The following is a 25901-nucleotide window of genomic DNA, read 5'->3' as shown; positions in this document are numbered from 1 at the left end:
TTGGGAGGTACGGAACGTAGCGTCGAGAGGGAAGATCGCTCCGTGCCAACACACAATCCTCACCTATGGGCAGGGCAGCGGATAAACACCCCCAAGGCATGCCACGTATCGGCTCTTGCGATGCCATTAAAGACGTGCTTGCTAGAAGATCTAGCAGCACGGCGCGCAGCGTACCTGCCCCTTGAGCCGGGCAGGTACGCTGTTTCGTTGAGCCGCCTTGTCCTACATGCGGCGCAGCATGCGCTGGACGTCCCGCCCCGCATCGGCAAGGACCTCCTCGGGGGTCGCCTTCTGCTCAACCACACGCGAGAGGTTATCCACGATCGTCTGGGTGACCTTCACGCCATTGGAGCCGGGAAAGGCATACCACGGGATCATCTTTGGCATCTGCTCAAGGCCCGCCTTGAAGAGCGGGTTCTTCTGGTAGAGCTCACCAAGGTACTGAGAGGACTTCGCGGCGAGTTCGTTGTTCGGGACATAGCCCGTGCCGGGAACGACGACGGAAGCGCCGTACGGTCCAGCAGCGAACTTGATGAACTTCCAGGCAGCTTCCTGCTTGGCGGGGTCCTTGGTCAGCATGACGGCCGCATTGCCGCCCGTGGGCAGACGTCCCTTCTCGGGCGACAGCAGGGGAATCGGGGCGGTCCGCAGGTCGAACTTCTCGCCGACGTTGTTGATCACGTTGCGCAGGGCGCCCGTGGTCTGGAACGCAATGCCGATCTTGCCCGCAACGAAGGCCTGCTCACCATTGCTCTTGGTGAGGACAGGCATTCCTCCCTCCTTCACCATACGGTCGAGAAGCCGCAGGGCTGCGAGGCCCTCAAGACCGTCGAAGGCGACCTTCTTCTCGTCCGGTGTCAGCATGGTTCCACCGGCGCCGAAGAGAAGCGCGCTGAACATCCAGTCGTCGCCCTGCCAGCGGAAGTCGATGCTCTGGATGCCGTCGCCCAGCGTCTTGATCTTGGACGCGATTGCGATCACCTCGTCCCAGGTCCTCGGCGGGACATCGGGATCGGCGCCGACCCGGCGGAAGAGGTCCGCGTTGTAGTACATGATCGGATTCGAGGTTGCGAAGGCGAGTCCGGCCTGCTGCCCGCCGAATTGTGCGAGCTTCAGGATGTTGTCGCTGAAGCCCTGCGCGGCCAGGTTCCCGTCCTTCCCGACGAACGGCTTCAGGTCAACCGAGATCTCCCGCTCTGCCACGACCCGAAGGCGGTTCAGCCCAACGAAGGTCACGTCCGGCATCTCGGCGGTGCCCGCCTGACGGAGGATCAGTTGCAGCCCTTCCTCGTAGGTGGGTGACGGGCTGGCAAAGTTGATCCTGATCCCGGGGTTCTCCTCTATGAACTTCTTGGAAATCTTGTCCATCACGTCCTTGAAGAAGCCCGGCATCGGGTAGTGGACGTTAAGGGTCGTCTCCGCCAGCGCTCCGCTGGCGATCGAAGTGGCCAAAGCCACCCCAGCGAGCATCGTCCTGATCCTGATCACGTATCGTCTCCTTGCATGGTTCGTGGTTGCGTGTTGTTGGGGCTGAGGCTTCAGCCCTTCAGTCCGGTGAGGGTAATGCCCTCGATGAAGCGCCGCTGAGCGAACAGGAAGGCGGCGAGCAGCGGCACGGTGACGACCACGGTTGCGGCCGTTAGCGCGCCGTAGTCGTCGCCAGCCTCAGCCGCGCGGAAGAAGATCAGCCCAAGCGGCGGGGGCGCCATCGCAGTCTCGGTCACCACGATCTGCGGCCAGAACAGATCGTTCCAGTGCGCCACGACGGAGAAGATCGAGAACGCGGTAATGGCGGGCCAGGCATTCGGGACAACGATCCGCAGCTCGATGGCGAGCTCCGACATGCCATCGAGGCGCGCCGCATTGAGCAAGTCGTCTGGCATGGCCCGGAAGAATTGCAGAAAAAGGAAGATCGCGAAGACGGAAATCGTGAACGGCGCCGCGAGCGCGAAGTAGGTGTTCAGGACCCCTGCCCCACTCAATGCGACATAGATCGGCAGCGCGGTCGCATGGATCGGCACGAGGAGCCCGAGCATGATTCCGGCAACCATCGCCCGGGAGCCCGGGAAGCGCAGCTTCGCGAGAGCATAGGCGCATGGTAGTGCGACCAGGACCTGCACCATGAGGATGATGGTGCAGACGATCACGCCGTTCGTCAGGAGTTGCAGCATCGGCACGCGCGTGAATGCCTTGGAAAAGTTCTCGACAATTGCCCAGCGTTCCGGGATCAGAGTTAACGACGAGGAGAAAATCTCCTCGCGCGGCTTCATGGCGGTGGAAATCATCCAGACGTAGGGCGCGAGGAAGACCAGCGCACCGACTGATAGGATCGCCAGGCGCACGGCACGCGCAGGATTCCAGGCCCGTGTCGTCATGTGTAGTGAACCCGTTGATCGAGTGCGCGGTACTGAAGCACCATGAGAACCATGAGGATCGCCAGGAAGACGACCGTCATGGCGGACGCGTAGCCGACGCGCAGATACACGAATCCTTCCTGGTAAATCGTCCAGAGGAGCACCTCGGATGCCCGGTTCGGGCCGCCCTGTGTAACTGTCGAGACGGTCTCGAAGACCTTCACGGCGTTGATCACGCTGATGGTCACGACGAAGAGAGTCGTCGGCCCGAGCATCGGCCAGGTGACGAGCCAGAACCTGTCCCAGGCCGTAGCGGCGCGGTCGACCTCGGCCGCCGCATAGAGTTCCCGCGGGATCGCTGTGAGCCCTGCCAGGAACAGCACCATGTTGAAACCGACCGCCTGCCACACGCCGATGAGGGCGAGGCTGAGGAGGACGGTATCGCTGCTGCCGAGCCAGTTGGGACCATCGATTCCGACGAGGCGCAGGAGCGCGTTCATGGGGCCGATGGTCGGGTGCAGGAGGTACTGCCAGACGGTCGCCATCGCCACGAGCAGCGAGACCACAGGCAGGAAGTAGATCGTGCGGAATAACGCGCGTCCGCGGACCTCCGCGTCGATGAGGAGCGCCGCGCCAAGGCCGAGAACCACGGACAGCGGTGTGACGATCAGCGTGTAGCTCAGGGTGTTGCCGAGCGAGAGCAGAAACGTACGGTCCTCGAGCAGTTCGAGGTAATTATCGAAGCCGACGAACTGGATCTTGTCATACCCCAGTTCGAAGTCGGTCAGGCTCAAGGCCACCACGCCGATGGTCGGCAGCAGAATGAGCAGAGCTAGCAGGACGACGGCGGGCCCCGCCAGCCGCCAACCCGCAACGGCTTCCGAGCGCCTGGCGACCGCCGCTGCATTCGACGTCTTGGCCCGAATTCCAACGGGAAGCGCGACGCTATCCATTGGCGGCCATCCTGATGGGTGGGGCGACCGACAGGCGCGCGCCATCGGCTCCAAAGACCAGGACGTTTTCTGAAGCCACCGAGATCGTGATCGGCTGGCCCGGACCGAAAGCCAGCGCCTCCGTGGGCGTGAGCTTCGCGACCAGTGATGCGCCGCCCCCCGCAAGCTCGACAAAGACAAGGGTTTCGGAGCCGAGGAACTCGATCCGGCGCACGGAGGAGCCCAAGCCCGCTTGACCGGCGCCGCTCAGCTTGAGCGCCTCGGGACGAATGCCGATGGTGACGGACGACCCCGGTGTTGCCTTCACGCCCTCGGCGAAGAGCCTACCGCCGATACGCACCCCGTGGGCCGCATCGACCTCGCCCGTGAGGAGATTGATCTGAGGACTGCCGATGAAGCGCGCGACCTCGAGATGGGCCGGGTTCCTGTAGATTTCCTCAGGCGTGTCGAACTGAAGAAGGCGGCCAGCCATCATCACCGCTACGCGGTCGGCCATGCTCAGGGCTTCCGCTTGGTCGTGGGTCACATAGAGCGTCGTGACGCCCGCTCGTCGGTGCAACTCGACGATCTCCGCACGGGTGTGGACACGCAGGTTGGCATCGAGATTGGAGAGTGGCTCATCCATGAGGAACGCGGCCGGGCTGCGGACCAGAGCCCGCCCGAGGGCGACACGCTGGCGTTGCCCGCCCGACATTTGTCCAGGCTTGCGGTCCACCAGGTGGTCGATCTTCAGGCTGCGGGCCGTATCAATCACCCGCCTCTGGATGTCGGCGCGGATTGCCCGCTGGCCCGGCAGGAGGTTTCCGATCCAGGGCAGCCGCTGCCAAGCCGTGAGGTTGCGCATGGCCAAGGGCACCGCAATGTTCTGTCCTGCGGTCAGGTGCGGGTACAGGGCATACGACTGGAACACCATGGCGATGTCCCGCTCTGATGGGCGCATGGCGGTCATGTCCCGCTCACCCAGCCAGACGCTCCCATAGTCGGGATAATCCAGTGCGGCTGCGATGCGCAGGAGCGTTGTCTTACCGCAACCCGAGGGACCAACCAGGGCGACGAACTCGCCCGGATCAGCCTCGATGGTCACGTCATGCAAGATGGGATTGTCCCCGAACGCCTTGGAGACTTTGCGGAGGGCCAGCCCGCTCATGCCAGCGATGCCTCCACCGGCACGGGCGGGTAGACCTCGTGAAGAACATCGTCGAGAACGATTCGGTTCAGAACATCCAAGGGGACGATGGTGCTCTCGATCGTTGCCCCAAGGTCGTGCACGGCAACGCCCACGATGGCATCCCCGAAGGGCATGTCGACCATCGGGCCGACGACGAAGCCCGAGGATGGTCCCCAGACGCGGCGGAACGGAGCGCCATCGACGATCCGCGCACGGTGCAGGTGGCCGCTGGCGACAAGTTCCACCCCATTCGCGGCAAGGAGCGCGAGCAGCCGACGCCGCGGCTCGGGACGCAGCCCCAGTATCCGGTCTCGCCCTCCTCCGGATCCTCGACAAAGAGCGGCTTGTGCTTGAACACGAGAACCCGTCGTTCCGCGCGGGTGCGGAGGGCGCCCTCAAGCCACTCAACCTGGTCGCTCTCCTCTGAAGAGCCCGATCCTATGATTAGGCTGTTCAGCCCGATCAGTCGCCAGTCGCCGAAATCGTGCGCCCAGCGATCAGGGCCGATGATTTGGCGCCAGCGGGACAGCCGCTCCGCGTCGACGGGCTGCTTGCCCCTCGGCAAGTCACCGATGTCATGATTTCCCGGCACGCACAGCGTGGGGAACCGAAGGTCACGCAGCATCTTACGCCCGTGGATGAGGTCCTCCTCGAAGTCTGCTCCGTCGACCGTGAGATCACCCGTATGAACGATCAGGTCCGGATCCATCGAGTCGATCCATTGCACCAACGGCTTCCAGTTTTCCTGGAAGTGGGGCTTCAAGGAACTCAGATGTGTATCGGTGATCTGGATGATCTTCACGTTCGTCGGCCTCCGGGCACCATGCGTGGTTATGGTGGCGGTGGCTTAGACGTCCCTCGTGACAGGGATGCTAAAGTTCGATGAAGGTTGTGTGTCGCTAGAAGTGCTTGTGTTCCTGCATGTCCCCTTTCATGGGCAGGGCCCACGGTGTACCGTCGCGTACCGTGACGGCATAGGCGAGGACATCGCGACTGAGCTAAGGGTTAATCAGTTCCATGACGGAGAGCGGGGTTACCATCCATGACAATGGAATGCGCCGCATTCGGTGCATCTTGTTCAATAGTTGGTTTTTACCCGAAACCCAGAACTTGACAGACTCACCCTGCGAGCTTCACCGGTGATCCGCGCAGGTCGTTCTGAAAACTTGAGACTTGGCGTTGGAAAAATCGCCTAAGAACCAAAGGAGCGTTCTGGGGCAGCCACGGTGTCCGCGATCTGGACGAGAACCCAGTCTACCAGCGGCGTAGGATGATTTTGTCGGATAGAACCAGCTTCCGCGCATCCAGCAGGTACCATCGAAGTTGCCCCTACCAGGTGGGAGCGCGCTCCCTATCATTGATGGCAATAACAGGCGGCGTAAGAAGAAGAGGCCAGGTTGCTGATGGCGCAGGCGTGGGCCGACAGTGCCCCGGCTGGGATCTCGCCGTGCCCGACGGGGTAAAGTCGACGGAAAGTGCTGCGAACTCCTTCCCCTGATGCCTCGGCTCCCAGCATGGCGTCTGCAATCCGCTTGATAGAGGCGGCCGAGTACGACCGTTCGTTATAGGCTGCGCTGAAGACGTACTCCCGGCGCCACTCGCCTGGAACCGTTGCTGAGGCTTGCTCAAGATTGGTGAGATACCATGTCGAGAAGTCTGTCATGTCACCTGTCTGCCGATCATAGTCGAACAGGTGAAAGCCGGGATTGTTGCCGAAGATCGGGCTGATCGATGGTGTGACCTTCTCGACCCCAACCGGGATACCGGCATCCATCACCAAGCGGTAGCTGTCTTGATGGGTGTGGCCAGAAAAGCCTGCCTGGATAGTGGGGGCATAGTCCCGAAGCAGCCCCGCGAAGCGAGACGCAAACGGCTCCTTGAGAAACGGGGTGACCTGCGCCGGGCAGTTCAAGCCAGTAGGCGCACGAAGCGTCGCATAGGGATCGATGCCGACCGGGATGTGATGCACTAGCCAGATACGTCGACGAGCCGCCCGCGCATCCTCAAGTTGCCGCTCGAACCAAGCCATCATCGCCTCTGCTGTCTGAACTCCATGGGTGCCACAAGTGTCCCTGTAATCGGTCGACCACAGCACGTCATTGACGACGAGGATCGTGACGCCCGCCAGTACCGGATGGTGCATCGCGTAATATCCGCCAGCCTGGTAGGTTCGGGCAAAGTCCTGCGGGAGCCGATCAGGCCCTGCGAGATCGCGAACGGTGTCGCTCAAGGAGGCGAGAAACGGGCCACCCGGCTCAAGCTGGTAGTCGCCGCACTCGGAATCATTGTTGCCCAAGGCGATGAGGATGGGCCGGCCCGGCAGCATCTTGCGCAGGGCATCCGCAACATAGAGCGCAGTCTTGGCGGCAAGCTCTCTTACCGCGCTAGAGCCTGGTAAGACCCCGAGCCGTTGGGCCGCGACCTCCTCGAAGCGATGCGCCAGGAGATCACCGGACACGATGACAAGATCGGCATTTCCTGCGCTTTCGGAGAGTGCACCGATTGCGGAAGTGAGCAATGGTTGGTTCGTATCCTCGCCGCGACCTGAGAAACTCTGCCCGTCGACCGAGGCGAAAATTGCGGGCCACTCCTTGGGCTCAGAATTGGCAAGCCGAGGCGCGAGGTCGCGTGTGGCGAAGGGATCGAAATGAATATCGGAGACGACAGCAATGATCCCGGGCGGATCTGCTGCATAACCAGGCATGTGGGCTGTGGTGAGCCCGGCCAACGCGAGCAGAACACGCATAAAGAATGCCGAATGCCATGAGCTCGCAAGAGTTCGACGGCTCCTCAAGAGGCCGTAAGTGTCATCATGCATCCGCCCGCTGCCTGATCCATGCATCATGGTCCCGCTAGACTAGCTGCCGTTTGATCGCCCGCTCGATCCATTCGTCTTGCGGGCGATCAAGCAAACGTGATTCCAAGCCAAATCGCAACAAAGGCAAGAGAACCGACGATAGCGCCCCACTCCAGCACCGTCAGCCTGCCCGAACGTTGCGTTGATGAACTGTCCTGGACCATGGTATCCCCCGCGGGGTGTGCGTAAGGTACTGACAAGGATATCCCAGGCACTCAATCACACCTGTTCGAGGGTACGGCAAGCCGCAGCATTCGGATGGGCTGGATGACACATCCGTTGCCAAGCTCGCACCTATCGCAGAGGCCGCACTCACGACGATGAGGGTCGCAATCGGCCCAGGGGCAGCCCGGCCAGGCGAAGATCCGGTCGGCTCCTCACGATGCGTCAATCCATCGCGAGAGAACCGACGATGTACCGCCACAAGCACCAACGCCTTGTAGAGCAGCAGTACTGAAACCTTCTCGCACCATGGATAGTCGGCGTCCTGAGTGTCTGCGCCCTGCTGGTGCTGATCATCTAAATTGGCACCATGCCTTTGTGACCCGTGATGGCCGGAGCTGAGAGACTCCAAGCGCAGCAAAGATTATACCATTCGCCTAATCCTGATTCCATGATCGGGATAAAGTGGCCTGCAAGCCCTCCCAATCCAACACCTTCAGGGAGCCGTCTGCGGTGGTGGAACTTGTATTGGGGGCAAGGACAACCCGAGCCACGGCGCTGCTTCGCCCTTCAGGTGCTCGCTGCGAGCGGCCTATTTTTCGGCTTGACCTGGAACCACAACAGGCGCATCTGCCTGTTCATCCGCAGCCTGCTTCGGTGGGCTGCGGACCCACAGGAACCCTGAACCCCATGCCAAGCGACAGTCACAGTCGATTGACCACGCCGTTGCCGGCCTGCGCGCACGCCTGATCGCTTGATCGGCTCCCCCGCGACCGGCCTGCAATGGCTGGTCGGAACCGAGGTGAGCCATGACCCTCCTGAACCTGATCCCGCTCCGCGCCCGTGCGCGCCCCGAGCCTGCCTCCGCGGACGACCGCAGCATCATGCTGATGGTGGTCCTGCTGCTTGGCCTTGTGTTCGTGCCGATCATCGGCCTGCACGTCGCCGCCGTTGCCTTTGACCTCGAAGCGGCGGCCTCTCCGCCGGACAACCTCGCCCATCACGTCATCCCGCCAGCGAAGCCCACGCGCGGCTGATCGTTTCCGCCTGAGGACTCCCCGATGATGAACTTCCATGGCCTGCGCCAGGGCCGTCTCGTGCGCTTGGCGCAGGATGGCACTACGCTCCCTACGCCTTCTGACGTGCTGTGGATCGACCTCCTCGATCCCACACACGAGGAGGAGAAGGCCGTCGAGGCGCTGCTCGGGCTCCAGGTGCCGACCCGGCAGGAGATGGCCGAGATCGAGGAGTCGGCTCGTCTGTACCAGGAGCACGGCGCCCTCGTCATGACGGCCGTGATCATCAACGGCGTGGCCGAGGGCCGGCCCTCCCGCACCCAGGTCACCTTCGTGCTGACCCCAACCCACCTGGTCTCGGTGCGCTACGCCGACCCGGTGCCCTTCCGCACGTTCATGGCCAAGAGCCAGCGGCAGCCGGAAGCCCACAGCACCAGCGACAGCCTGCTGGCCTCGCTGCTGGAGAGCATCGTCGAGCGCGCCGCCGACGTGCTCGAGATGGTGGCGGCCGACCTGAACGAGGTCTCGACCCGCCTCTTCATCGAGGACCGCGATCCGAAGCGCCGGAAGGTCAAGCGGGTGGAGGACGAGCTCCAGGTGCTGATCAAGCGGCTCGGGCGTAAGAACATGACCGTGGCGATCCTGCGCGAGAGCCTGCTGTCGCTGTCACGGCTGGTGCCCTACCTGCGCCAGGGCGCCGAGGAGTGGCTGACCAACGGCAGCCCGGCGCGCCTGAAGCAGGTCGAGCGCGACCTGCGCTCACTCTCCGCTTACGAGGGGCAGTTGTCGTCTGAGATCGTGTACCTGCACGAGGCGACGCTTGGGCTGATCAACCTCGATCAGAACCGCATCATCAAGGTGTTCTCGATCGCCGCCGTGCTGTTCCTGCCGCCGACCCTGGTGGGCACGATCTACGGCATGAACTTCCAGGACATGCCGGAGTTGCAGTGGGACTACGGCTATGCCGTCGCCCTGGTGCTCATGGTGATCTCGGCCGTTCTGCCCTATCATTGGTTCAAATGGAGGGGCTGGCTCTAGCCCTCGCCCCTCCGGCCGGTCGCCAGGAGGGTTGCCATGCTTCACCCCTTGCGTGTGCTGCTGGCCGCCCTCGTCTGGGCCGCCCTGATCCCAGCCATGCCGGCACAGGCGCAGACGGAGGTCGATCTCGCTCTCGTCATCGCGGTGGACATCTCCTACTCGATGGACACGGACGAGCAGGAGTTGCCGCGGGAGGGCTTTGCCGAGGCCTTCCGCTCGCTGCTCGTCCATGACGCGATCCGCCATGGCATGCTGGGCCGGATCGGCGTCACCTACATGGAATGGGCCGGAGCCTACGAACAGCAGGTGATCATCCCCTGGACGGTCCTCGACAACTCCGAGAGCCTGATGGCCTTCGCCGACAGGATCGCCTCATCTCCCTTGCGGCGGGCGCAGCGCACGTCGGTCTCGGCCGCCATCGACGTAGCCGCGAACCTGTTTGATCGCAGCGGGCTGGAGGCCACCCGCAAGGCGATCGACGTGTCGGGCGACGGCACCAACAACCAGGGCCGCCCCGTCAGGCACGCCCGCGACGAGGCAATTGCGAGTGGGGTCACGATCAACGGCCTGCCCATCATGTTGAAGAAGCCGGGTTCCCTCGACGATCCGGACCTCAACCTCTACTTCCGTGACTGTGTCATCGGCGGTCCGGGCGCCTTCATGGTGCCGGCCCGTGAGCGGTCGCAGTTCCAACTGGCGATCAAGGCCAAGATCCTGCTGGAGGTGTCCGCGACGCCTACGGTTGGAGAACCCCTGATCAGGCCGGCACAAGGTGACGTGGCCCGTGACGTGGCCCGGCGGGCGAACTGCCTCTCGGGCGAGGCCGGGTGGAGAGACCGGTTCGGCAATTAGGGTATCCAGAACTGAGAAAGGCCCCGGCGATGCCGGGGCCCTCCCCTTTGACAGGCGCAATGCGATCTTGGGACCGCGCCCTGGAAGCCTGGACTACTTCCGACGCCGGGAACCCTGATCCGTCCTGGCCGGGTTCCGCGCCATGGCCAAGCTCCTGATGCCCATCCAGCTCGCCACGATGCCCAGCACGCTGGCCGGGATGCTCAGCAGCAAAGCAGCAATCTGAAGCAAAGAGAGATGGTCTTGAAGCAGTGTCAGGTAGTAAAACATGGTGGTCGCCTCTGCGAGGCGAGAACCTAACGCCTTTCCTCGTGTCAGCGAGAGTCGCCATTCCTTTCAAGAAGCACTTGGTTCCAGTAAACCAAGTCGATCTATAATATCCTGGACAGGCACCAGCTTGCGCCGGCAGGTACTCACCCCATCCATACTGACACACCTACCAGATACGCCGGCAGCCTACCTTAACTAACGGCAGCCAGTAGGTTGCTCCATCGCGACGTTCCCTGAATTGCTCAAACGGATGGGCCTTCCAGGAAATCCGATCGGCAAACAGCCGCGCGTGAGGCTCTTGCCCCACCTCCTTGACCGACAAGCCACGGGCATACCCAAACGATGCTGGCCATTCGTTCGCAGGCTCGATCAGGAAGACGGTCGGTGGAAACCGGCCTCCGTTCATGATCAGTTCGTTCGGCTCGTCTGCAACGCCAACACCGGTCGTTCGCGGTAAAGGTCCGGGAACAGTCGCTTCAGGTTCTCGATCTTCGGCAGGTCGTTGTACACGATGTAGGGGTAGGTCGGATTGAGCGTCAGGAAATCCTGGTGATAATCCTCCGCCCGGTAGAATTGTCGATCCGGCTCGAGCCGCGTGACGATGGCCGCCTTGTACGTCCGCGCCTGGGTGAGTTGCGCGATATAGGCCTTGGCCACCGCAGCCTGATCCTGGTTGCGGGGAAAGACGGCCGTCCGATACTGGGTCCCGACATCCGGCCCCTGCCTGTTGAGTTGGGTCGGGTCATGGGCCACGGCGAAGAAGATCTGGAGGATCTTGCCGTAGCTGATCCTGCTCGGGTCATAGCTGATCTCGACCGCCTCGGCGTGCCCGGTCGTGCCGGAACCGATCATCTCGTAGTGCGCCGTCTGCTTCTCGCCGCCGGCATAGCCCGAGACGGCGTTCGTCACGCCTGTCACATGCTGGAAGACGCCCTGGACGCCCCAGAAGCAGCCTCCCGCCACGACGGCGGTTTCCGTGGCAACCGGGCGGACGGGGGTATCCAGCACGGGGGCGGGAATAGCAATGCCCTCCTGTGCGCTCGAAGGCTGGGAAGCCGCGACACCTGCCGCCGCAAGCAAGATCGAGAGGAAAACGGCAACTCTCGCACGCCGCCGTGAGTGATGTCTCTCTTTGTCGGATCCGGCTTGTTTCATCGGTGAGCTCCCAGTGGATCAGGCGACAGAAATGAAGTTCATCGCAACATGACTCGACATGGGAGTGAGCCTTCGAGTGTCAACATCATGGCGGATACCTCTCCTCCCTGGGACTGTCATTGGAATCACGTGCATGTGATGGCGACTGAATTTTCTGGTGTCGTTCCTTCGCAATTGCCACTCCGTTGATGCCGGCAACAATGTCAGGCCCAGCAGGTTCGGCGACTGGCAGGATCAAGATCCGCCGGGCGAACGTCGGCGAACCGATGCTTGGTCAGCGATCCAGGTTAACCGAAAACGTGCTTGCTGCACTAGCCCGCTATCCGAGGCAATGATCAGTTCGTTAGCCCCAGTCTCCGTGGAAAAGATCGGCAAAGGGGCATCTGCTGCGTGGTTGCCAGCCGGAGTGCCTCAGCTTGCGTGTCCGCAGCGATGATGTTGACGCCGGCCATGGCATAGGATCGGTCGTCCTGATCGGAGGCTCGAAGCGGCTGCGGTAGACTTGGAGAGCGAACAAGAAGCTATCGGGTGCGAAATGCCGTGCGGAGAAATAGGGCAGGCCGAGCTCGGCTGCGAGCATCGCCCCAATGGCCGCCAAGCCTCCCGATTCAGATATTCGTTCGGTGCGCAAAGGCGGAATCCCGATCAAATTTCGTCTCGTGCGATCAGCGGACTTTCAACGCCAGCTCACTTGAGGTTCCTTCAAGGGCGACGCCTTACGGCCTGTTATGACTTGAACCCTTTGCACCTGGAGGCGTTTTGCTCGTCCTGTCTGAGGAGGAGCCATGCTAACGGAAGCACAATGGGCCATGCTGGAGCCACTGGTGGAGCAATGCCGTCCCAAGGGCAAGACACCGCCACAGGATCTGCGTCGGACGTTCGAGGCCATTCTCTGGCGCCATGAGAACGGCGCCAAGTGGCGCGCCGTGCCGGCTGAATTGGGGCCGTGGTGGCGCGCCGCTCAGACCTTCATCCGCTGGGCCCGTCTGGGTGTCTGGGAGCGCCTGCTCAACCTGGTACAGAAGTGCGGCATCCAGCTCGGGATGACCTTCCTCGACGGCACCAGCGTGCGCGCGCATCAGAAGGCCGCCGGGGCTCGTCGAAAAGGGGCTCTCAAGCTCAACGAGACCATCGTGAAGCGCTTGGTCGGTCTCGTGGCGGCTATGGCACCAAGGCTTGCGTGATCGCCGACGGGCTCGGACGCGCCATCGCGTTTCGCATTGCACCCGGTCAGGCGCACGAGCTGCCTGACGCCATTCCGCTGCTTCACAGTTTGCCGAGTGTGCCCAGCTGGGTGGTGGCCGATCGCGGTTATTCAAGCCACAGCTTCCGCGAGCACATCTGGAGCATCGGTGCGAAGCCGGCGATCCCGGCTAAGTCCAATGAGGCGCCGGTGGCCTGTCCGGACTGGATCTATAACAACCGCAATGTCGTCGAGCGGCTCTGGGCCAGGCTCAAAGAGTGGCGAGCCGTTGCAACCCGCTACGAGAAGACCGCACGATCCTTCATGGGCGTGCTCTGCCTCGCCGCAGCAATCGACTGGCTCAAGCGCTAACAGGCCGTAGTGCCAGGGTCAAAACTTTGTCGATAACAGGACATTGCGACCGTTCGACTTGCTTTTCCCTCGAAAGCCAATACGCACCCGAGCCAACCTGGCAGCGGCTATATGCGCATTTAGGCTCGATGTCGTTCAGAATTTACTTGGAAATGCCGACAATAGTTTGGGTAGATACTTATTAATTATTATAATTCAACTCTGCAAAAATTGACACCCATTTTGCGCGGGCCTACACAGCCAGGCTGGTCCCGGCACGCATCGGGATATTCCACGAAGAGGCATCCATGAAGAATTCCGGCTTTGTCGCAAACGTTTTGTTTTAGAGTTTCAGCTATCGGGATGGGGATTTCGATAGCGGAGGATGACGTGTTCAAGGGCAGGCATTTTGATCGGTCGGTGATCCTGCTCTGTGTCCGGTGGTATCTGGCGTACAATCTGAGCCTGCGCAGTCTTGAGGAGATAATGGCCGAGCGAGGGATCTCCGTCGATCACGCGACCATTCACAGATGGATTGTCCGCTACTCGCCTGAACTACCGAAGCGCTTCAATGCACGCAAGCAAGCCGTCACTGCCAAGTGGCACGTTGACGAGACTTACATCAAAGTCCGAGGCCAATGGAAATATCTCTATCGAGCCATCGACAGCCATGGTGACACGGTCGAGTTCTGGTTCAGCGAGCGGAGAAACCTCACTGCGGCCAAGCGGTTCCTGCGCAAGGCACTCAAGCGTCATGGCAGGCCCGAGCAGATCGTCATCGACGGCAGCCAGACCAATCGGGAAGCCATCCTGTCGTGTGATGCCGAGAGCCGGCTGCAGGACCGGTCAAGGCGCAGGCTCAAGCTAATCAGGATTCGACAGAGTCAATACCTCAATAACCGCATTGAGCAGGACCACCGCGCCGTCAAACGCCGCGTGCGATCAATGCTCGGCTTCAAGTCGGCTGACAGTGCCCGCGTGATCTTGGGTGGCATTGAGTTGGTCCACATGATGCGTAAACAGCAGGCGAAATATGCCTGCAGGAAGCAGCTGTCGCTCGCGGAGCAGTTTCACCTGCTCGCCGCATGAGCGCGTCACGATACATCTGCTGCTTTCTCGCCCCTGTTCCGGATTTGCGACAGAACCCCATAGCTGGGCAGCTTGTCCGTAATCATGACGCGAGGTGACTGGCACTGCCGCTTCAACAGTTTGCGTAGCAGACGCTTGGCCGCTTTGGCGTCGCGACGACTCTCGAACAGGATATCGAGCACGATGCCGTGCTGGTCTACGGCGCGCCAAAGCGAATGCTTTTCGCCACCGATGCTGATAACAACCTCGCCAAGATGCGATTTGTCTCCGGGAGTTGGAGCACGCCAGCGGATTTGGTTGGCAAATCTCTGACCGAACTTTAGCGCCCACTGCCGGACGGTTTAGTCGCTGACCAAGATACCTCGGGCAGCGGGCGCCTCCTCGACCATGCGCAGGCTCAACGGAAATCGGAAGTACAACCAGACGACATAGCTGATCACCTCAGCTGGGAAGCGGTGACGGGCGTAGTGAGGATGAGGGGTCGATCTCATTCCCTACCTATGCCAGCATCCCGTCACCTCCAAGTTAAGCTGATGGTGCCCCTACCGTGTCAAGCACCCGACTAGGATTGGGAGGCTGTCTCGCCGCAAACGAATATATGCTCCGGCCGATTGATGCACCATAGCAAGTTAAAGCATGCGGGAAGAGGCCGAAACGCAAAACCGATCAAGCCCATCGGTTGTTCAGCCTCATTCAGGGCCTTTGAGTTGCCGGTGGAGCAGGAGCGGTGGCGCCTGAACTCTCGATGTTCGAGGAGCTGTCACTCACATTGTCCCGGAAGGCGGGAGCGCTCTGGAGTTGCTCTTTGGTCATCGTCAGAATGAGGCGGTCTGGAATCCCATTATCATGCCGTGCAGCTGCGCTGGTCGCTGGAGGAGATGTGCCTGTTGCCGCTCCAGGTTGGGCATTAGTGACCGGTGGAGATGGGCTCACCGTCTTGCCCATCAGTGAGGTGTCCTGCGAATCTGCTGCAACGGCCCCAGGTTGAAACAGCAACATCGACATTGGAATGGCGACATCCTTCTCACCAATCCCCAGGAAGCCACCCACGCCGATCATGACCGCCACCACCTGTCCATTGCGATTTATCAGAACATCATTGATCTCCCCGATGTTCTCATTGTTTGCCCCGTACACACGTGTTCCACGCAAGTTGGTTGAGCGAAATTGATCCGGTTGGCGATACTCAAGGAAGACAGGGCCTTTAGTCGCTGAGCCTGTGGGCGAAGTGCCCTCCCCCGTTGAGAGCGGCGGCGACGAGGGAGCCTGCGCGGTCGCCTGTCCAGCCACGATCCAAGAGACCATAAGGCAGACGCCCATGTAAGGCTTGTACATGCGTACTTCTCCATTCGACGCAGCATCATTCTGCACTTGGCGGCCAAAAGATACAATCCGCTAAGCAATGGCTCCTATGCTGCGGCGACCGCAGATCCCATAGATATCATACTTGCGCGCTGCAAACCGCATCAGCTCTCTCGTCTGACAAGCATAGCCGTTATTACGATTGGCCGTTGCCATCAACATTGTGATCTCAGGTTTCCTGGAACCTACCGATTTCCATGAGACAGCTCGCCGTCACCTTAAAAAAGCTCATGTGGATGGCGAGGTTGTGCTGTGCGTGGCCGCACGCGATCGTCGCGCATTCGCAGGCGCCCGCAATTTCCGGCCTGCGCAAGCGGGCCTCGGACAGGGGAGCGGGCAACAATCCGTGCCACGACAGATGCATGCATGAACCAAAGGACCTGTCGGGCCGCCATAGCCCTCTTCCCGCCGCCGCTACCGGCGTTGAGCAAGAGGCCAATCTCAGTCCGCCGATTGAGACGGTCGAAGCTGTCGAGCAGGCGACCCAGCACGTCCTGAACGCGGAGGCTGACGGACCTCCACGCGGAGAAGGCGTTGCCGAGGATCTCTACCATATCTTCCGTGACATGTTGCAAGGTCGGACAGGCTGGCCGGTCGTCCGGCTCGTCCTTGCCATTGTCGTGGTGCTCATCGGCAATATGTTCGGGCAGGTTCGGCTGAACGAGTGGAACGGCGCATTCTTCGATGCTGTTGAGAAACGAAACTCTGTGGCGTTTCTCAACCAGCTCCTTGTCTTTCTCATCATCATCGCCGCCTTGCTGGCACTGGTTGTGGCCCAGACTTGGCTTCAGCAACGGCTCAAAATTCGCCTAAGGGAGCGACTGACCCACACCCTCTTCGATAGCTGGCTCCAGCCAGCCCGAGCCTACCAGCTGGGCCACGTTGGTCCTTCCGGCTCCCAAGCCGATCAACGTCTACAGGAAGACTGCCGGCTGTTCTCGGAATTTACCACCGAGCTTGGCGTGGGTATGCTCCAGGCGCTTCTTCTGCTTGTCAGCTTTCTCGGCGTCTTGTGGACACTCTCCTCCTACGCCAGTTTTGAGTTTGAAGGGCGTGAGATCGTGATCCCGGGCTACATGGTGTGGGTCGCTGTCGCTTATGCCGGTATCGGGTCAGGGTTGACGTGGCTCGTGGGCCGGCCTCTCATCCGCCTGAACACCGAGCGATATGCGCGAGAAGCGGACCTGCGCTTTGCTATCGTTCGAGTGAGTGAGAGTGCCGAGAGTATCTCCCTCTATTCCGGGGAACCGGACGAACGTCGCAATCTCAATAGTTTCCTTGACGCTGTCCTCCTGTCGACCCGCCGACTGTCTGGCGCTCTGGCCCGATTGACCTGGATCACGTCGGGTTACGGTTGGCTCGCCATCGTTGTACCGATCCTTGCTGCCGCCCCAGGCTACTTCAGCGGGCGGCTATCTTTCGGCGAGATGATGATGGTCGTCGGAGCCTTCAACCAAGTTCAGGCCGCCTTGCGATACTTTGTCGATAACTACCCCAAAATCGCAGACTGGCGATCGGCCGTGTTGCGACTGGCAGGATTTCGACAGGCTGCGCTTGATCTCGATCGTATCGCGATGGGCACTCGACGCATCGAGATTTGCAATCATCCCGACGGGTGGCTCAGCTTCGAACACCTTTCCATTGCACTGAATGATGGTAGCATCCTCATCGAGGAAGCGACGGCCGAGGTCCGTACCGGCGAGCGCGTTCTGATCATCGGAGTCTCTGGATCGGGCAAGAGCACGCTGTTTCGCGCGATCGCCGGGCTTTGGCCCTGGGGATCTGGCATTATCCGTACACCTTCTGGCAGTGACATGATGTTTCTGCCGCAACGGCCCTATCTGCCGCTTGGCAGTCTCCGCTCGGCGATATGCTATCCCGCAGGCCCTGATGCGTTCGACGATGCAACAGTCAAGGCGGCGCTGCACCGGGTCGGCTTGCATGAATTTGCTGGGCTGCTCGATCGCGCCGAGCGCTGGGACAGATCGCTTTCGCTTGGCCAACAGCAGCGTGTCGCCTTCGCGCGCGTCCTTCTCCACAAGCCGCAATGGATCTTCATGGATGAGGCCACATCGGCTCTTGACGACGATAATCAAGCCTCAATGCTGGCCATATTTGCGCAAGAGCTCGCGCGTGCATCGGTACTGTCTATCGGCCATAGGCCCGGCTTGGATCAGTTCCATGCCCGTACACTGCATATCCGCAAGACCGATGAAGGCGCCATTCTGTTGGCGCTCCCGGTTCCTGCGAGAAGCCGATCTTGGCTTCGCTGGCTTCCCCGAAGGCGTGCGAGATAAAGTTAGGGCCACTCGTTTGCGGATCTAACGCCTTTGAGTGCGTTCATTGTGCTCCATTCTCAGTCGCTGCAACGGAGTCCTTTTTGCCGCGGCCCTATTGCTCCCGCCATCGCGTCGCAGAGACCAGCGGGCACCGTCAAGTTAACGTAGGAGAGACGAGATGCTGGCATAGGCTAGGACATGAAAATGAACCGTCATCCTCGCTATGCTCGTCATCGCTTCCCCGCTGAAGTGGACGTGCTTCGCTTTTGTGGAGAGCGGTTTGCTAGCTATTCGGCCATCCTTTCGAATTGAGCCCAGGAGTTGTAATATCCACTGAACACGGCCGAGGGCCGTTCACAAGAAGTACTGGAAGGCGTCGGGCCGTTGTCGCGATCGGGTCCAGATCGCTGCCGCTCCGCCTGATTGGGCGCCACTGGAACAGGGCGGCACTGCGGGCAACAGGGATGACCTACAGATCCTCATGCTCCCGATCTCGTCCCACCAGGTGTCACGCTGTCGTGATTTGGTCCTCCCGTCCCTCGACCGGCGTCTCGGCGGCACGCCGCAGGATCCCGCGCCGCCGATCATACAGGGGCATGATTCTATCGGGCGCCAGTGCGTCCGGCCAGAACCTAAAGCCGGCGTGCTGCTGCAGGAATGGGTCCCGTCCGCACCCTGGGACCAGGCATTCCCGCTTGCCCTTCGGGCACTGCGAGAAGGAGCAGAGCCGGCCGCAATAGGCGTTCACTTCTCCTTGCAGGATGAAGATCTCGACCTGATGGTGAGCAACCCCGATCTGCTTTTCCTTGAACAACTGGTGGAGGGCCAGGCTACGGGCCCGATTGAGGGTCTGGAGCCGGTCCAGGCGATCGAGCCACACCGCCAGATCGACATCCTTGCATTCGTGCCAGATCGGAATGTCCCAGTATCGGAACGGCTGAAACCGCGGTACCTCTCGCCACAACGGCCGAGCCACTGAGCCGATCAACGCCACCGCCTCGACCTCAGGCACCCCAGCGAGCGCTGCGGTCACGGCATCCGCTGCCAAGCGAAACTGCGCCTGTCGGTCCAGCATGTGGCGGTCCTGCGCGGCAATCTCCCGGTGTGTGGGTCGTCTCATGGTCAAACCCGTTCCAATCGGGCGTCATAAATGCGGATCGTAACTGACTCCATCCCCGTTGAGATCAAGACCTCCGCCAGGGACTAGTAAGCGGGGCATTTTCGAAGGCATTCGTTTTCATGGGGCATGGGCGACAAGCGTCCGCCAGGAGGTAGAGCAAGCCCCGCGCACATTGCGAAACATGCGCTCCGTCTGGGTCAAGGAGTTCGAGGCCGTCGTGGAGAACGATCAGGTCTCCCAGTTCCGGGCCATCCTGAAGATTGCGTTCAAGCTCGATGAGGGCGCCAACGCGCGGAGCACAAGGAGCATGGGAAGCGAGGAGATCCTGGGCTTGGGCTAATGCTCCGGTCAGCTTGGCTCCATCACATCAGGTCCTCACTCCTTCGGCCCAGGCGACACCATGCCAAAGCGCAGCGTCCGGTCGCCTGTGCCATGTGGCAAGCACATCCAGCAGAGCTTGCACGGTCTCGCGCGGCGTGCCGGTCTCGACAATCGCGTCCATGGCTTCCTCGATGATCTTGACCAGGTTGGCGACATAGCCCTCGAAGTCCGGCTGCCCGGAGCAGCCGCCAAAGAACACCCAGGTGTTCCGCCGGGGCTGCGCGCCAGCCTCATGCAGAAGCTGCACGAGGCGGCGGCCGACAATAGGATCGTTGCCGTGGCGGTCGTACGTGCGCTGGTAAGCGTGCCAGACCGGGGCCAGCCCCGGCGGCTCCGGCCAGAGCCGCATCACGTCGTAATCATCGTCCGCCAGGATGATCCGTCCGCCCGGGCGCACAGCGCGAACCATGGTTCGCACGATGAACAGCGGATTGGAGACGTGCTCGAGTAGAAACCGGGCATGCGCCAAGTCGAAAGCGCCCCACTCGCCGTCGGTCAAAGGTGCGATCTCTGCATTTCCCTGCCGCATATCGATGAGATGGGCTTCGCCGTCAGCGTCGGCCTGCCTCTTCGCTTCGAGGATCTGCTCATTGCTGCGTTCGATCCCCACAACCGGCACGCCTGTTACCTTGGCCATGGCTCGCGAGAACTGGCCCAGACCAGCGCCGAAATCAACGATGCGTTCTCCGGGGGCGAGAGCGGCTTGTGCGAGGAACCGCTCGTTGAGGAGATGGTTCATCGCCGTGAGCCGTTGCTGCTCCTCGGGGCTGGTTCCGTGGATGTAGTGAGACGAGGACATGCAGCGCTCCCAGGATGATCTAGCGCGACATCCCAAGCCATGGCCACGAGCGTTCACAGCTTGGTTCCTCTGCTTGCATGAGGTCACCGTGCTGCCGGCGCAGGATACCACCAATGCGTTTCGGCGGCGACGTTGTTGGATGGACGATCGCTCGGTCGGCAGCGCAGTTCCAGGGACCGCATCGGCTCAGGCTGTGATGCCCTTAACAGAACCCGCATGAGCCGAAGCGCTGACCAAAGCGCCTGATCGCTTGATCGGCTCACCCGCGAGCAGCCTGCGACGGCTGGTCGGAACCGCCGTGAGCCATGACGCTCCTGAACCTGTTCTCCTCCCGTGCCCGCGCGGGCACGGGGACGCTCCAGCCGACGACCGCAGCATCGTGCTGATGGTCTTCCTCCTGCTCGGCTCTTCTTCGCGCCCGTCATCGGCCTGCACATCGCGGTCACCGCCGTCAGCCCGTCCCCTGAGGCAGCCTCGCCGGACAGCCTTTCCCGCCACACTATCCCACCGGCGAAGCCGACGCGCGGCTGATCCCATACGCTGAGGATTACCCGATGAGGAACTTCCATGGCCTGGGTCAGGGCCGTCTTGTGCGCCTCGCGCACCCGTGTTGGGGTGCAGCCTTTCATCTCGGCTTGACAAACCGGGGGCTTGGGCCGACAGGCGGTCAAGTCCCGTAGCCGCGCAGCGGTGCGCCAGAGGCGCAGGGCTTGACGGCATGGCGGAGCCCCAAGCGATCAATCATAGGCCGGGATGAATTCGGTCGGACACTGTCCGTCAAATCAAGTCCAGGATTCGACACACCTGTCGTGATGAGGCGTCGCCCGTCTACCTCTTCAGTGTGGCTGGGGGCTGACCACCTGTTGAGGTGGTCCACCTTGAAGGAAGTCCTGTGGCCGCATTCGCCCTCGTCTTGGGATCCATCCTTGTTTGAGCTCCTCACGCTGACCATATCAGCAGTGCTTCCCCCACTGATCTGAACTGCTTACCCGAACGGGTGCCACGATGGCAGAGCAACCGAGATCCGAGATCATTGGCGCTGATTTTGAGCGATTGGTAACAGAGTACAACAAAGCACTCGCCAATGGCGAGGCCGGCCCCATCAGCGCGATCCAGTGTGACGGGACTGAAGCAAGCTCGTGCGCGAGCGAGCAGACATTCCGAAAGCTGCTCGATGCATTCCCGGCCCCGGTCTACACCACAGACGCTGCGGGCCGGATCACCTTCTACAATGAAGCCGCCGTCAAGTTTTCAGGGCGGCAGGCACGGCTAGGCACCGATCGATGGTGCGTGACGTGGCGCTTGTACTGGCCGGATGGAACGCCGCTGCCGCACGACGAATGTCCGATGGCAATTGCACTCAAGGAAGACCGAGCCGTCCGGGGAACACGGGCTGTCGCCGAACGGCTGGACGGCACGCGCGTTTCGTTCATCCCTCATCCGACCCCGCTGCGGGATGCTTCGGGCGCTCTCGTCGGGGCCGTCAACATGCTGCTCGAGATCGATGAGGTCGAGCAGGTCGCGCTGGACGGTGTGCAGGTGCTGATCGTTTCCGATGACATCTTCGTGGCTGCTGAACTTGACCTGTTGATCGACGAGGCTGGAGGCGTTGCGGTGGCCATTGCAGCAACCGGCAGCGAGGCCCTTGCGCTGCTCGACGAGCATTCGATTGACGCCACGCTGGTGAGTCTGCCGCTGCGCGAGGGGCATGGACCTCTCATCAACGCACTTGTGAGACAGGATATCCCCTTTGTGCTGCACGAGGGCAACGAGGAGCATGTTATTCAGATGCTCGGGGATGCCCTCAAGCTTCGTGGCAGGAGGAACCAAGAAGCGATCCTCTAGGATCGCAGACCCCATGCACACGACAAGGTTGCTCGGGGGGCCTGAACCGTGGGTCTGGCGCCCTTAGCAAGGTAAGAGCCGATCCACGGGACTCGGCCTGGCCCGAGACAGATCTCTGCAAGAGGGGTATCATTCATCCTCGCTTCAAGGGGACCATAGTCTGCCGTGAGGATGAGCCATGAAGTCAATCCTCATTCCTGTTGAAGAGCATGTTTTGATCCATCCGGTGCTGGAGACCGCGCTGCTCCTGGGGCAGGTCCTGGACGGCTATCTGGAGGCCATGGCGATCACACCCAACATGCCGCCGTACATCGCCTCCGACATCACCATTGGTGACCTGTCGTTTCTCGATCCCGAGCTTCGCCGCGAGCGGGCCACCGCTTCCCGGCGGCTGTTCGAGACGTTCATGGCAGCACAGGGTGTTCCGCGGTTCGACGCAGAATCCACGGGTCTGTCCTTTGGCTGGCGCAGGATCGATCTGGAGGATGACGACTTCGTCGGCAGCTATGGACGAGCCTTCGACATCATCGTTCTCGGGCGACCCAGCGATCAGCCCAACCACCCGCGCCTGCCATCGGTCGAAGCTGCGCTGTTCGACAGCGGCCGGCCGGTTCTGCTCGTGCCGCCGACCGCACCCGCCACTCTTGGTACGACGGTGGTGATTGCCTGGAACAGAAGCACCGAGACGGCTCGGGCGGTGGCCTTAGCCATGCCGCTTCTGGCTGAGGCGCAACGGATCGTCGTGATCGACTTTGACGACTGGGGCGTGTCCGGCCCCTCAACCCAGGATCTCAGCCACACGCTCGCACGGAACGGGTTGCCGGTGGAGACGCGAACCGTCCCGAACCCGCATGGACATGCCGGCGAGGCCATCCTGACAGCGGCTGTGTCGCTCGGGTGCGATCTGCTGGTCAAAGGTGCTTACACCCAGAGCCGGTTGCGGCAGTTCATTTTCGGCGGGGCCACCAGCCACATTCTGTCGAACACCACAATGCCGGTCCTGATGGCGCACTAGGTTGGGGCGCCCCAGTTCGCCATCGCGGCGGATCACCAGAACGGCAGTTCGATTGTCGCTCGCGAGCCAGAGGCGTATAATAGATGAGTGCGAAGCAGCCGCGCCACGCGGCGCCGGTCTATCAGGACATGCCTCGTGACGCAGGGAACTCCTTGCCAATGGGAGGCACATCATGACGATCGCACCCACACTCCAGAAGTACATGGACGAGCAAGGGATTCGGTACGACCTGGCCCCGCATGAACCGACCCGGTCGGCGCTTGGGTCCGCCCACGCGGGTCACATCCCGAGTGACAGGCTGGCCAAAGCTGTGGTGCTCAACGATGGTGGCCGCTACACGCTCGCCGTTCTCCCCGCCTCGCATCATCTCCGGCTGTCCGACCTCAGGACGGAGCTCGGTCATGAGATTCACCTGGCCAGCGAACCGGAAGCCGCGGAGGTCTTCCGCGACTGTGCGCTCGGCGCGGTTCCGCCAGTGGGCGCCTGCTATGGGCTGGCTGTGATCATCGACAACAGCATCGACCAGAAGCAGGAGCTGTATTTTGAGGGTGGTGACCACGCGACTCTGGTCCATGTGAGCGGGGCCGAGTTTGCCCGGCTCAATCCTCAGGCTCAGCACGGATCCTTCAGCGCCCGCGATTGATGGCAGGGCTCAGGTGAAGGTGGGCATGGAGTCAGACAGAATACGGCTCAAGCTAAGGAGAATGATCATGAAAGCAGCTCTGGTGTTTGCCGGCAGCGGACCCATCGTGATCCTGACATCGCACCCGTCCTTGTCCGACACTGGCCTGTTGCGCGCTCTGAAGGCGCACGGGATCGGCAAGTTCATTGCGTACGAGCTTCCGCTCGATATCGTAGCAGCCCGCTATGGCGGCCATTTCCAGGTGGTGATGAACGACGCGCGCGACAGCGATGACCTGCGGGTGCTCGACGTCAATGGCGATCGTGCCTTCCGGCTCTTCCGGTTTTCCGAGCTTGGTCCGCCGGTCATGCATGACGACGAGCAACCGGATCGGGCAGAGACGGCAGCCTGAAGGGCTGTGTTGCAGTCACTCGGATAGAGCACATTGAGCCCAACCCAATAGGCCATTTAGGCATCAAGACCGAAGAGCTGATTGACGAGACGGGTTTCGGCTGTCCCTCCTGGCGCCCGAAGGATGCAGTGGCTTCGGCGGGTCACGCCCATGACCTCGAGCCCCTTGATCATTGCTGAGGCCGTTTGCAGTCTCTGGAAGACGCGCATCGGCAGGTTCATGCTCTTGAGAGCACCGTGATCCGCCCGGGCAGGAAGTTCGGACCTGATTATGCTTGGCGCCTTCGTCGCAAGCCGCCACGCCCAACTGACATTTGGCAGCTGACGATTTTCAGTCCACGATTTCCTGCGGCGCGGCTATGGTGTCGTCGTTCAAAGCAATAAAGGTTAAGCGTCGTGCGTCTGAAACATTGCCTTAATTTTCATGACTTCCGCCGATTGGCCAAAAAGCGCCTGCCCGGTCCAATTTTCAACTACATTGACGGCGCCGCCGATGACGAAGTCACCTACCATCGCAACACGGCCGCATTCGACACTTGCGACCTCGTCCCCAATGTGCTGCGTGGTGTCACCGAGGTCGACCTTTCGGTAACGGTCATGGGCCAGAAGCTGGCCATGCCGGTTTATTGCTCGCCGACCGCCCTCCAGCGGCTGTTTCATCACCAGGGTGAACGAGCCGTCGCCGCGGCCGCCGCACGTTTTGGTACGATGTTCGGCGTGTCTTCACTGGGCACAACAAGCCTCGAGGAAGCGCGCCGGATCAGCTCTACGCCTCAGGTCTATCAATTCTACTTCCACAAAGATCGCGACCTTAACCGGGAGATGATGACACGGGCCCAAAAGGCTGGTGTCGAGGTGATGATTCTGACCGTCGACAGCATCACAGGTGGCAACCGAGAGCGTGACAAGCGCACCGGCTTTTCGATCCCGTTCAAGCTCAATCTCGCCGGTATCACGCAGTTCGCGATCCGCCCGGCCTGGGCGTTCAATTACTTAACCCACGAGCCGTTCAAGCTGCCACAACTCGACGGTCATGTGGACATGGGCCGTGGGGCCATGTCGATTAGCCGCTACTTTACCGACATGCTTGATCCATCGCTGTCATGGCAGGATGTCGCTCAGATGGTCGAAGAATGGAACGGTCAGTTCTGCCTCAAGGGTGTGATGTCGGTAGAAGACGCAAAGCGGGCGGTCGAGATCGGGTGCACCGGCATTGTACTTTCCAATCATGGGGGCCGGCAGCTTGATGGTTCCCGCACCGCCTTTGAACAGCTTGCGGAAGTCGTTGATGCCGTCGGCGACCGCATCGACGTTATTATGGATGGCGGGGTACGGCGCGGTAGTCACGTCCTCAAGGCGCTTTCGCTAGGGGCTAAGGCCGTGGGCCTCGGTCGATACTATCTGTTCCCGTTGGCAGTTGCCGGTCAGGCTGGCGTAGAACATGCTCTCGAGCTTATGCGCACAGAGCTCGTGCGCGATATGAAGCTTATGGGCTGCACCTCAATCGATCAACTCAGTCGTGACAATTTACGCTTCCGTTGAGTCTTTTTATGTCAGCTTAGGAAAACCCGGATGTCCGTCGTTTCGCAGGGCCCCAGTTCCATCACACATTCGGAGCC

Annotated in this window: 20 protein-coding genes and 3 pseudogenes; 12 read left to right on the top strand and 11 right to left on the bottom strand. The window is 61.3% G+C overall.

What is annotated here, in order from left to right; all coding sequences use genetic code 11:
• Positions 1-222: 222 nt before the first annotated feature.
• The 6 genes and pseudogenes from BB934_RS45015 to BB934_RS44990 form a co-directional block, all read right to left on the bottom strand.
• A complete protein-coding gene (locus BB934_RS45015; protein ID WP_099516150.1) occupies positions 223-1470 on the bottom strand; it encodes an ABC transporter substrate-binding protein in 1248 nt (415 codons plus the stop codon).
• A gap of 68 nt (positions 1471-1538) precedes the next feature.
• The gene (locus tag BB934_RS45010; RefSeq protein WP_099515991.1) at positions 1539-2375 is read right to left on the bottom strand and encodes a carbohydrate ABC transporter permease; all 837 of its coding nucleotides are present in this window, start codon (positions 2373-2375) and stop codon (positions 1539-1541) included.
• Positions 2372-3307, bottom strand: coding sequence for a carbohydrate ABC transporter permease (locus BB934_RS45005; RefSeq protein WP_099515990.1), 936 nt, complete (start codon positions 3305-3307; stop codon positions 2372-2374). Before BB934_RS45005 ends, BB934_RS45010 begins: the two co-directional genes overlap by 4 nt.
• Positions 3300-4454 carry an ABC transporter ATP-binding protein gene (locus BB934_RS45000; protein WP_099515989.1) on the bottom strand — a complete coding sequence of 385 codons (1155 nt, stop codon included), beginning with the start codon at positions 4452-4454 and terminating at the stop codon, positions 3300-3302. Before BB934_RS45000 ends, BB934_RS45005 begins: the two co-directional genes overlap by 8 nt.
• A pseudogene (locus tag BB934_RS44995) lies at positions 4451-5277 on the bottom strand (metallophosphoesterase family protein). Before BB934_RS44995 ends, BB934_RS45000 begins: the two are co-directional and overlap by 4 nt.
• A 552-nt stretch (positions 5278-5829) precedes the next feature.
• Complete coding sequence (locus BB934_RS44990) at positions 5830-7203, bottom strand: metallophosphoesterase (protein ID WP_157934732.1); 1374 nt, start codon at positions 7201-7203, stop codon at positions 5830-5832.
• Positions 7204-8303: 1100 nt separating this feature from the next.
• Here BB934_RS44990 and BB934_RS44985 point away from each other — a divergent pair.
• Genes BB934_RS44985 through BB934_RS44975 form a run of 3 tightly spaced genes read left to right on the top strand, consistent with a single transcriptional unit; the run spans position 8304 to position 10400 of the window.
• Positions 8304-8531: a hypothetical protein gene (locus BB934_RS44985; RefSeq protein ID WP_099515987.1), complete on the top strand. Its 228-nt coding sequence runs from the start codon at positions 8304-8306 to the stop codon at positions 8529-8531.
• 24 nt (positions 8532-8555) lie between these two features.
• Positions 8556-9548 carry a magnesium transporter CorA family protein gene (locus BB934_RS44980; RefSeq protein ID WP_099513670.1) on the top strand — a complete coding sequence of 331 codons (993 nt, stop codon included), beginning with the start codon at positions 8556-8558 and terminating at the stop codon, positions 9546-9548.
• A gap of 36 nt (positions 9549-9584) precedes the next feature.
• A complete protein-coding gene (locus BB934_RS44975) occupies positions 9585-10400 on the top strand; it encodes a DUF1194 domain-containing protein (protein WP_099513669.1) in 816 nt (271 codons plus the stop codon).
• A gap of 678 nt (positions 10401-11078) precedes the next feature.
• Here the strand turns inward: BB934_RS44975 and msrA are convergent.
• Positions 11079-11825 carry a peptide-methionine (S)-S-oxide reductase MsrA gene (gene msrA / locus BB934_RS44965; RefSeq protein WP_099515985.1) on the bottom strand — a complete coding sequence of 249 codons (747 nt, stop codon included), beginning with the start codon at positions 11823-11825 and terminating at the stop codon, positions 11079-11081.
• A 785-nt stretch (positions 11826-12610) separates the two neighbouring features.
• Between msrA and BB934_RS44955 the strand changes: the two genes are divergently transcribed.
• Positions 12611-13380, top strand: a protein-coding gene (locus BB934_RS44955; protein ID WP_099511788.1) for an IS5 family transposase whose coding sequence is annotated in 2 segments (ribosomal slippage) — positions 12611-12932 and positions 12932-13380 — 771 coding nt in all. Because the reading frame shifts where the segments join, the coding sequence is not laid out codon by codon here.
• A 369-nt stretch (positions 13381-13749) separates the two neighbouring features.
• Complete coding sequence (locus BB934_RS44950) at positions 13750-14448, top strand: IS6 family transposase (protein WP_099516149.1); 699 nt, start codon at positions 13750-13752, stop codon at positions 14446-14448.
• Positions 14449-14504: 56 nt separating this feature from the next.
• Here BB934_RS44950 and BB934_RS44945 read toward each other — a convergent pair.
• Together BB934_RS44945 and BB934_RS44940 are read right to left on the bottom strand one after the other, a co-directional pair.
• Positions 14505-14939 (bottom strand): annotated as a pseudogene (locus BB934_RS44945) (IS6 family transposase); the annotation flags it as partial.
• A 202-nt stretch (positions 14940-15141) separates the two neighbouring features.
• A complete protein-coding gene (locus BB934_RS44940) occupies positions 15142-15783 on the bottom strand; it encodes a PRC-barrel domain-containing protein (protein ID WP_099515984.1) in 642 nt (213 codons plus the stop codon).
• Between the two features lie 593 nt (positions 15784-16376).
• Between BB934_RS44940 and BB934_RS44935 the strand changes: the two genes are divergently transcribed.
• On the top strand, positions 16377-18107 hold the full coding sequence (locus BB934_RS44935) for an ABC transporter ATP-binding protein/permease (protein ID WP_210422189.1): 1731 nt from the start codon (positions 16377-16379) through the stop codon (positions 18105-18107).
• A gap of 490 nt (positions 18108-18597) precedes the next feature.
• Here BB934_RS44935 and BB934_RS44930 read toward each other — a convergent pair whose 3' ends face one another.
• Positions 18598-19209: a hypothetical protein gene (locus BB934_RS44930; protein ID WP_099515369.1), complete on the bottom strand. Its 612-nt coding sequence runs from the start codon at positions 19207-19209 to the stop codon at positions 18598-18600.
• A 58-nt stretch (positions 19210-19267) separates the two neighbouring features.
• On the opposite strand from BB934_RS44930, the gene BB934_RS50385 reads away from it, so the two are divergent.
• Positions 19268-19549: a dodecin family protein gene (locus BB934_RS50385; RefSeq protein ID WP_257792394.1), complete on the top strand. Its 282-nt coding sequence runs from the start codon at positions 19268-19270 to the stop codon at positions 19547-19549.
• A 27-nt stretch (positions 19550-19576) separates the two neighbouring features.
• On the opposite strand, the gene BB934_RS44920 is transcribed toward BB934_RS50385, so the two are convergent.
• Positions 19577-20389, bottom strand: coding sequence for a class I SAM-dependent methyltransferase (locus BB934_RS44920; RefSeq protein ID WP_175608903.1), 813 nt, complete (start codon positions 20387-20389; stop codon positions 19577-19579).
• A 1146-nt stretch (positions 20390-21535) separates the two neighbouring features.
• Between BB934_RS44920 and BB934_RS50065 the strand changes: the two are divergent.
• The 5 genes and pseudogenes from BB934_RS50065 to BB934_RS44890 form a co-directional block, all read left to right on the top strand.
• Positions 21536-21893, top strand: a pseudogene (locus BB934_RS50065) (PAS domain-containing protein); the annotation flags it as partial.
• 519 nt (positions 21894-22412) lie between these two features.
• Complete coding sequence (locus BB934_RS44910) at positions 22413-23249, top strand: universal stress protein (protein ID WP_099515367.1); 837 nt, start codon at positions 22413-22415, stop codon at positions 23247-23249.
• Between the two features lie 172 nt (positions 23250-23421).
• Positions 23422-23892, top strand: a complete 471-nt coding sequence (locus BB934_RS44905) for an aminoacyl-tRNA deacylase (protein WP_099515366.1) — start codon at positions 23422-23424, stop codon at positions 23890-23892.
• A gap of 67 nt (positions 23893-23959) precedes the next feature.
• Positions 23960-24283 (top strand): cytosolic protein, encoded by a 324-nt coding sequence (locus tag BB934_RS44900; protein WP_099515665.1) that lies wholly within the window; start codon positions 23960-23962, stop codon positions 24281-24283.
• A gap of 395 nt (positions 24284-24678) precedes the next feature.
• Positions 24679-25824: an alpha-hydroxy acid oxidase gene (locus BB934_RS44890; protein ID WP_099515981.1), complete on the top strand. Its 1146-nt coding sequence runs from the start codon at positions 24679-24681 to the stop codon at positions 25822-25824.
• Positions 25825-25901: the final 77 nt, after the last annotated feature.

It is taken from the genome of Microvirga ossetica (assembly GCF_002741015.1).
GTDB lineage: Bacteria > Pseudomonadota > Alphaproteobacteria > Rhizobiales > Beijerinckiaceae > Microvirga > Microvirga ossetica.
The sequence above is the reverse complement of the archived record's forward strand: the minus strand, read 5'-3'. Positions and strand labels throughout refer to the sequence as shown.

Coding starts and splice junctions, on each gene's coding strand:
- BB934_RS44905 (WP_099515366.1), top strand. CDS start 23,422: ATGACGATCGCACCCACACTCCAGAAGTACATGGACGAGCAAGGGATT.
- BB934_RS44975 (WP_099513669.1), top strand. CDS start 9,585: ATGCTTCACCCCTTGCGTGTGCTGCTGGCCGCCCTCGTCTGGGCCGCC.
- BB934_RS44940 (WP_099515984.1), bottom strand. CDS start 15,783: ATGTACAAGCCTTACATGGGCGTCTGCCTTATGGTCTCTTGGATCGTG.
- BB934_RS44935 (WP_210422189.1), top strand. CDS start 16,377: ATGTTGCAAGGTCGGACAGGCTGGCCGGTCGTCCGGCTCGTCCTTGCC.
- BB934_RS44930 (WP_099515369.1), bottom strand. CDS start 19,209: ATGAGACGACCCACACACCGGGAGATTGCCGCGCAGGACCGCCACATG.
- msrA (WP_099515985.1), bottom strand. CDS start 11,825: ATGAAACAAGCCGGATCCGACAAAGAGAGACATCACTCACGGCGGCGT.
- BB934_RS45010 (WP_099515991.1), bottom strand. CDS start 2,375: ATGACGACACGGGCCTGGAATCCTGCGCGTGCCGTGCGCCTGGCGATC.
- BB934_RS44985 (WP_099515987.1), top strand. CDS start 8,304: ATGACCCTCCTGAACCTGATCCCGCTCCGCGCCCGTGCGCGCCCCGAG.
- BB934_RS45005 (WP_099515990.1), bottom strand. CDS start 3,307: ATGGATAGCGTCGCGCTTCCCGTTGGAATTCGGGCCAAGACGTCGAAT.
- BB934_RS44920 (WP_175608903.1), bottom strand. CDS start 20,389: ATGTCCTCGTCTCACTACATCCACGGAACCAGCCCCGAGGAGCAGCAA.
- BB934_RS44910 (WP_099515367.1), top strand. CDS start 22,413: ATGAAGTCAATCCTCATTCCTGTTGAAGAGCATGTTTTGATCCATCCG.
- BB934_RS44980 (WP_099513670.1), top strand. CDS start 8,556: ATGATGAACTTCCATGGCCTGCGCCAGGGCCGTCTCGTGCGCTTGGCG.
- BB934_RS45015 (WP_099516150.1), bottom strand. CDS start 1,470: ATGCTCGCTGGGGTGGCTTTGGCCACTTCGATCGCCAGCGGAGCGCTG.
- BB934_RS44900 (WP_099515665.1), top strand. CDS start 23,960: ATGAAAGCAGCTCTGGTGTTTGCCGGCAGCGGACCCATCGTGATCCTG.
- BB934_RS45000 (WP_099515989.1), bottom strand. CDS start 4,454: ATGAGCGGGCTGGCCCTCCGCAAAGTCTCCAAGGCGTTCGGGGACAAT.